The 6,029-nt window shown below is 70.3% G+C and carries 6 protein-coding genes; 5 read left to right on the top strand and 1 reads right to left on the bottom strand.

The window, feature by feature from the left end; translation table 11 throughout:
* The first annotated feature begins 234 nt into the window (after positions 1-234).
* Both Q0C38_RS20495 and Q0C38_RS20490 read left to right on the top strand, forming a co-directional pair.
* Positions 235-1,848 (top strand): lysine--tRNA ligase, encoded by a 1,614-nt coding sequence (locus tag Q0C38_RS20495; RefSeq protein ID WP_291298993.1) that lies wholly within the window; start codon positions 235-237, stop codon positions 1,846-1,848.
* A gap of 71 nt (positions 1,849-1,919) precedes the next feature.
* The gene (locus tag Q0C38_RS20490) at positions 1,920-3,941 is read left to right on the top strand and encodes a phosphatidylglycerol lysyltransferase domain-containing protein (RefSeq protein ID WP_291298992.1); all 2,022 of its coding nucleotides are present in this window, start codon (positions 1,920-1,922) and stop codon (positions 3,939-3,941) included.
* A gap of 21 nt (positions 3,942-3,962) precedes the next feature.
* Here Q0C38_RS20490 and Q0C38_RS20485 read toward each other — a convergent pair whose 3' ends face one another.
* Positions 3,963-4,610 carry a helix-turn-helix transcriptional regulator gene (locus tag Q0C38_RS20485; RefSeq protein ID WP_291298991.1) on the bottom strand — a complete coding sequence of 216 codons (648 nt, stop codon included), beginning with the start codon at positions 4,608-4,610 and terminating at the stop codon, positions 3,963-3,965.
* A gap of 163 nt (positions 4,611-4,773) precedes the next feature.
* Between Q0C38_RS20485 and Q0C38_RS20480 the strand changes: the two genes are divergently transcribed.
* From Q0C38_RS20480 to Q0C38_RS20470, 3 genes are all read left to right on the top strand, one after another.
* Positions 4,774-5,148 (top strand): hypothetical protein, encoded by a 375-nt coding sequence (locus tag Q0C38_RS20480; RefSeq protein ID WP_291298990.1) that lies wholly within the window; start codon positions 4,774-4,776, stop codon positions 5,146-5,148.
* An 8-nt stretch (positions 5,149-5,156) separates the two neighbouring features.
* The gene (locus tag Q0C38_RS20475; protein WP_291298989.1) at positions 5,157-5,570 is read left to right on the top strand and encodes a hypothetical protein; all 414 of its coding nucleotides are present in this window, start codon (positions 5,157-5,159) and stop codon (positions 5,568-5,570) included.
* A gap of 216 nt (positions 5,571-5,786) precedes the next feature.
* Complete coding sequence (locus Q0C38_RS20470; RefSeq protein WP_291298988.1) at positions 5,787-6,017, top strand: hypothetical protein; 231 nt, start codon at positions 5,787-5,789, stop codon at positions 6,015-6,017.
* Positions 6,018-6,029 lie beyond the last annotated feature (12 nt).

Here is a 6,029-nt window from a genome sequence, read left to right as displayed (position 1 = left end):
CCTCGGCCAGCCGCGCGCGCACGGCCTCGGCCGGCAGCACCTCGATCTCGCCATCCTCACCGACGAGCACGGCGCGGCCAAAGCCGGCCGCGAGCGAGGGCCCATCCGGCAGCAGCAGGCGTGGCTGCGCCGTGGTCACGTTGTCACGTCACTGCTGCGACAGTCAGAACTGGCGTTGTTGACCATGAGGGGGGCCGTTCCTAGGTTGCTGCGATGACCGACCCGGTTCCCCATATGAGTGAATGGCGCGCGATTCGCGCCTGGCCCTTCGAGGAAGCCGCACGCGTGGCTGACAGGCTCGAAGCGGGCAGGCTGGCGGCGCGCCCGAAGACAAGCCCTGGGGCCGAAGCGCTGTTCGAGACGGGGTATGGTCCCTCCGGCCTGCCGCATATCGGCACCTTCGGCGAGGTGGTGCGCACCACCATGGTGCGCAACGCGTTCAGCCGCCTCTCCGGCATGCCCAGCCGGCTGGTCGCCTTCTCCGACGACATGGACGGGCTCCGCAAGGTGCCCGACAACGTGCCGAACCGCGAGATGCTCGCAGCCCATCTCGGCCGCCCGCTCACGGCCGTGCCCGACCCGTTCGGCACGCATGACAGCTTCGGCGCGCACAATAACGCGAGGCTCCGCGCGTTCCTCGACCAGTTCGGCTTCGACTACGACTTCGCTTCGTCCACCGACTACTACCGCGGCGGCCGATTCGATACGGCCCTCCTCCGCGTGCTGGAGCGGTATGACGAGGTGATCGCCGTCATCCTGCCGAGCCTGGGCGAGGAGCGGCGGGCCACCTATTCGCCGTTCCTGCCGATCTCGCCGCGCACCGGCCAGGTGCTGCAGGTGCCCGTTCTCGAGCGCAAGCTGGATGCCGGCACCATCGTCTGGCGTGAAGAGGAGACGGGCGCCCTGGTCGAAACGCCGGTCACCGGCGGGCACTGCAAGCTGCAATGGAAGTGCGACTGGGCGATGCGCTGGTTCGCGCTCGGTGTCGACTACGAGATGTCGGGCAAGGACCTGATCGACAGCGTGCGCCTCTCCTCGCGCATCTGCCGTATCCTCGGCGCCGAGCCGCCGGAGAGCTTCACCTATGAGCTGTTCCTCGACGAGAAGGGCGAGAAGATCTCGAAGTCGAAGGGCAACGGGCTCTCGGTCGAGCAATGGCTGGAATACGCACCGCCCGAGAGCCTCGCGCAATTCATGTTCAACAAGCCGCAGGCTGCCAAGCGCCTCTACTTCGACGCCATCCCGCGCGCGGTCGATGAGTATCTTGCGAACCTGGATAAGGCGCAGGCAGAGGCCGAGCCCGCCGTAGGCGCCAACCCGGCCTGGCACATCCATGGCGGGCGCGTGCCGAACGACGCCGGCTCGCCGCTCTCCTACGCCATGCTGCTGAACCTCGCCTCGGTGGTGAACGCCGAGACGCCGGCGATGATGTGGGGCTTCATCCGCCGCTACCGGGCGGATGCAACGCCCGAGGCGATGCCGATGCTTGGCGTTCTGGTCGCGCGCGCCGTCGCCTACTACCGCGACTTCGTGCGCCCGACGAAGCAGTTCCGCGACCCGACCGCGACCGAGGCAGCGGCCCTGGCCGACCTCGCCGACCTGCTCGGCGCGATGCCCGCGGGCACCGATGCTGCGGCCTTGCAGGACGTGGTGTTCGAGGCGGGCAAGCGGCACTACCCGAAGGAGAAGCTGCGCGACTGGTTCGGCGCTCTCTACCAGGTCCTGCTCGGCCAGCAGGAGGGGCCGCGCTTCGGCGGGTTCGTGGCCCTCTACGGCGTGGCCGAGACGGTGGCGCTGATCCGCGGCGCGCTCGCCCGCGCCGGCGCCGCCCACCCCGACGTCGCCTGAATGCACCATCACCGCGGGTTCCTCCCGGCCCGCATGACGGCCCATATGGCGGCCCATAGGGCGGTGGGGGCATGAGCGTCGCGCGCTCACCGCTCAGGCACGCCCCGGCGGTGATCGGCGTGCTGCTCGTTGTCGGCGCGCTCTATGTCGTGCAGCGCGAGTTCGCCGCCCTCAGGCTCGATGACGTGCTCACCGCGATGGACGCGATTCCCGGCGCATCGATCTGGCTCGCCTTCGCGATCACGGTGGTCTCCTACCTGGTGCTGACCGTGTACGACGCGCTCGGCACGCGCTTCGTCGGCCACCCGCTGTCCTACGGCAAGATCGCATTCGCGAGCTTCACGGCCTATGCGCTCGCCCACAATATCGGCTTCGCGACGTTGTCGGGGGCGGCGATCCGCTACCGCCTCTATGTCCTGTGGGGCATGGCGCCGCTGCAGATCGCGGGCGTCGTGGCCTTCACGAGCCTCACCTTCGTGCTCGGCGGGCTCGCGCTTGGCGGCCTTGTGCTGCTGACCGTGCCACATGCCATTCCCGGCTTCGGCCAATGGGTCGCGACGCCGGTGATGTATGCCGTGGGCGTTGCCATGCTCGGCATCATCTCTGCCTATGCCGTGCTCGGCGCGGTGCGGCGCGAGCCGATCCGCATCTTCCGCACCGCCGTGCCGCTGCCGGGCCCGCGCATGGCGGCGGCACAGGTGCTGCTCGCCTCGATCGACGTCGCGCTGACCGCGCTGATCTTCTACGTGCTGATCCCACCGACCGACGGGCTCACCTTCCTCGTGTTCCTCGCCGTCTACGTCACGGCCTACACGGCGGCGATGGCAAGCCACGTGCCCGGCGGCATCGGCGTGTTCGACACGACGATCCTCGTCGGCCTCGCCCCCTATCTCGGGCCGGCGACGATCGTCGGCGCCCTGCTCGTGTTCCGGCTGCTGTACTACATCCTGCCGCTGTTCCTCGCCGGCGGGCTGTTCGCGACCAACGAGGTGCTGCTGCGCCGCGTGGCGGTGTCGCGCGCGATGGTGCAGACATCGCGCTGGGGCGATCCGTTCGTGGTGCCCGTGCTCGCCGCCGCCGTCACGCTGGCCGGGCTGATGATGCTGTTCCTCGGCACCATGCCGCCGGTGGAGGCGACGGTCGCGATCGCCTCGCGCGGGGTGGCGGACCCGCCCGGGCCGCTGGTGCAGATCTCGCACTTCGCGGCGTCGGTCATCGGCGCGGGACTTCTCGTCGTCGCCTACGGGCTGTGGCGGCGCGTGACGATCGCCTGGGCGACGGTTCTTGCCCTGCTGCTGCTCGGCGCGGTGACGGCGGTGGTGAAGGGCCACGGCATCGCGGTGCCGCTCGTGCTGGTCGGCATCGCCGCTGCCGTCGCCCCGTTCCGGCGGAATTTCTACCGCGACACCCGGCTCGTGCGCGAACCCTTCACCGGCGGCTGGCTTACCGCGATCGCGAGCCTCACTTTCTGCACCATCACGCTTGCCCTCTTTGCCCATCTCCGCCGCGACATGAGCGACGAGACGTGGTGGCACGTCGTGCTGGCCGGCGACGCGCCATGGTCACTCCGTGCGACGATCGGGGTGGGCATGGCGCTCCTGCTCTTCGCGCTCTATCGCCTGCTGCGCCCGGCGCGGATCGCCGTCGCCGCGGTCGACGCCGTTGCCAGGGCCCGGCTTGCGGCGCTGAGCAGCAGCCCCGCGGCGGAAGCCGACGCGGTGGTGTTCGGTGAGGATGGCCGGGCCGCCATCGCCTTCCGCCGGCTGCCGGGCATCTGGCTCGCGCTCGGCGACCCGGAGGGCGAGGAGGACGACCGCATCTCCGCGATCTGGCGCTTTCGCGACCTTTGCGAGCAGGAAGGGGTCGATCCCGCCTTCTGGCGCGTCGGGCCGGAGCTTCTCGGCGTCTATGGCGATATCGGGCTCACCGCCTTCCCGCTGACGGAGGGCGACCGGCTCACGGGCGAGGTGCAAGGCGACACGCCGCCGGCCGAGCACTACCTGGTGTGCCGGGCGGAGCGTGACCTGGTGAAGCTGCTGCCGCTCGTGCCGAGCCTCGCGCCACGACAGAGGGCGCCCGAACCAGCGCTGTGAACCCGCGCTGTGAACCGGCGGCTACTGGCTCGCCCAGATGATGCGGGCGATCCAGGTCACCTCGTCGATGTCGAAGCTGCGGTCAGGGAAGGCAGGGTTGAGCGAGGCGAGCTCGATCCGCCGCGCCGAGCGGCGGACGAGTTCCTTCGCCAGCACCTCGCCCTCGATGGAGCGCACCACAACACGGTCGCCACGCCGCGTGGGCGCCGCGGGCGAGACGATCACGACATCGCCGTCGCGGTACACCGGCTCCATCGAATCGCCTGAGATCTCGACGGCATAGGCGTGCGGATCGGCGACCGATGGCAGGTCGATCTCGTCCCACGACCCGCCGACGGGGTAGCCCGCATCGTCGAAATACCCCTCGGCCCCAGCCTGGGCGAGGCCGATGAGAGGGATGCGCCGCTGCGGTGCCGCCGTCGCCCGCCGTGGTGCGGCGGCGTTGCCGGTGACCAGCGCCGTGAAGCTCTCGAGCGGCGCGCCGATCGCGCCGAGCACCTTCGCGACACTCTCGGTCGAGGGCCAGCGCGGCTTTCCCTCCCCCGTGATCCGCTTGGAGCGGTTGAAGGTGGTCGGGTCGAGCCCTGCCTTCCGGGCGAGGCCTGACGCGGTCAGCCCATGCTCGGCGGCGAGCGCATCGATGGCGCGCCAGATGTCGTCGTGTCGCATTGTAGGGACACTATCCTAGGACTTTCGGGCAAAAGCATTAGGAAGATCATCCGTTTTAGGCTTGCGGTCGGCACTCGCCTCAGGGAATATGTTCCCGATCTGTTCTCAACCACAGCGTGTCCGCGCGCCATGCCACACCCAACGCATTCGGAGACCCAACCTCATGTCAGCAGCGTCACACCGCCGCCACGCCCCCGTGCTGGCCGACATCAGCGACGTCGAGCCCTTCCACAGCGCCGAGGAGGCCTGGTTCTGGACCATGGCAGGGCTGTCGGCCCGCGCCGCAGGGGCGCGGATCGTCGCCGGCCTCGGCAGCAAGCCACGCCCCTGCGAGCCGGACGACGTGGTGCGCTGCCTCGACAGGCTCTACCGCCAGCGACGGATTGACTTGGTGCACGTGCGCATCCTCCGGAACTTCGGCGACCGCCAGGTGCCGCCCGACCCGCGCCATCCCGGCGATCGATCGGCCCACAAGATCTGGCGCGAGGCGCTTGACCGCCTCGACTGGCCGCTGCGCCTCAAGGGGATCGTGGCGTGAATGCCCCGGTGGCCCGTCGCCGCACGCGCGGCACCGCGACCGAGGAGGTGTGGATCGCCTTCGCCGGGCGCGGCGAGATGGCCTGGCTCAGGCTGTTCCGCCCGGGCTTCCGGCACTGCTTCGCGGCCCTGGCCGACGCAGAGGGCTGGACGCTGGTCGACCCCCTCTCGGGGCGGCTGGTCGTCCAGCGCCTCGCCGCCCCGCGCGATTTCGACCTGCCGGGGTTCTGGCGCCGCGCCGGGTTCCGCGTGCTCGGCCCCTTCACGCCGACGCCGCCCCGACCCTCCCTCCTGCCGCCCCTGCTGCCGGCGACCTGCGTCACCGCCTGCCTCGCCCTGCTCGGCCGTCGCAGACGGTTCCTGCTCTCGCCCCATGCGCTCTACCGCACGTTGCATGCCGAACTCGCCGCTGGCGCTAACTAGGAAAATAAACCTTGACCAGCCACCCGCTTCGGGATAGAACCTCCCTCGCCAAAGGGCGTCGTGCGTCCGCTGGCTCCATCCTCCCCTCCCTGACTTCGACGGCCCGGCGTTCACCCGCCGGGCCGTCGCTTTTTGGGGCCACGCCAAGGCGGATGGACCCAAGCGCCTGCCCCGTCCTTTCCATCAGTTCCACCATCGACCGCGAGGAGTGAGCCCATGGGTGGTATCTTCAGCGCCCCATCCCCGCCGGCCCAGGCCGCCACCCCGGCGCCAGCGCCGGTCGAGGACCCCGAGGTCGCCGCCCGCGCCGCGCGGCTGGAGGCGCTAGAGCGCCGCCGCCGCGGCCTCGCCGGCACGGTGAACACATCCTACCGCGGCGTTCTCGCGCCCAGCACGCTCGCCCAGGGGCTTCCCGCAACCGACCGCAAATCACTGCTCGGCGAATGAGCGGGCCAGCAC

The sequence above is a fragment of the Elioraea sp. genome (genome assembly GCF_022842375.1).
Lineage (GTDB): Bacteria > Pseudomonadota > Alphaproteobacteria > Acetobacterales > Acetobacteraceae > Elioraea_A.
Note: the sequence above shows the minus strand (reverse complement) of the source record. Positions and strands in the feature narration are given on the sequence as shown.

Excerpts from the sequence above, each read along its gene's own strand:
- Q0C38_RS20495 (WP_291298993.1), top strand. The coding sequence starts at position 235 with ATGAGTGAATGGCGCGCGATTCGCGCCTGGCCCTTCGAGGAAGCCGCA.
- Q0C38_RS20490 (WP_291298992.1), top strand. The coding sequence starts at position 1,920 with ATGAGCGTCGCGCGCTCACCGCTCAGGCACGCCCCGGCGGTGATCGGC.
- Q0C38_RS20485 (WP_291298991.1), bottom strand. The coding sequence starts at position 4,610 with ATGCGACACGACGACATCTGGCGCGCCATCGATGCGCTCGCCGCCGAG.
- Q0C38_RS20480 (WP_291298990.1), top strand. The coding sequence starts at position 4,774 with ATGTCAGCAGCGTCACACCGCCGCCACGCCCCCGTGCTGGCCGACATC.
- Q0C38_RS20470 (WP_291298988.1), top strand. The coding sequence starts at position 5,787 with ATGGGTGGTATCTTCAGCGCCCCATCCCCGCCGGCCCAGGCCGCCACC.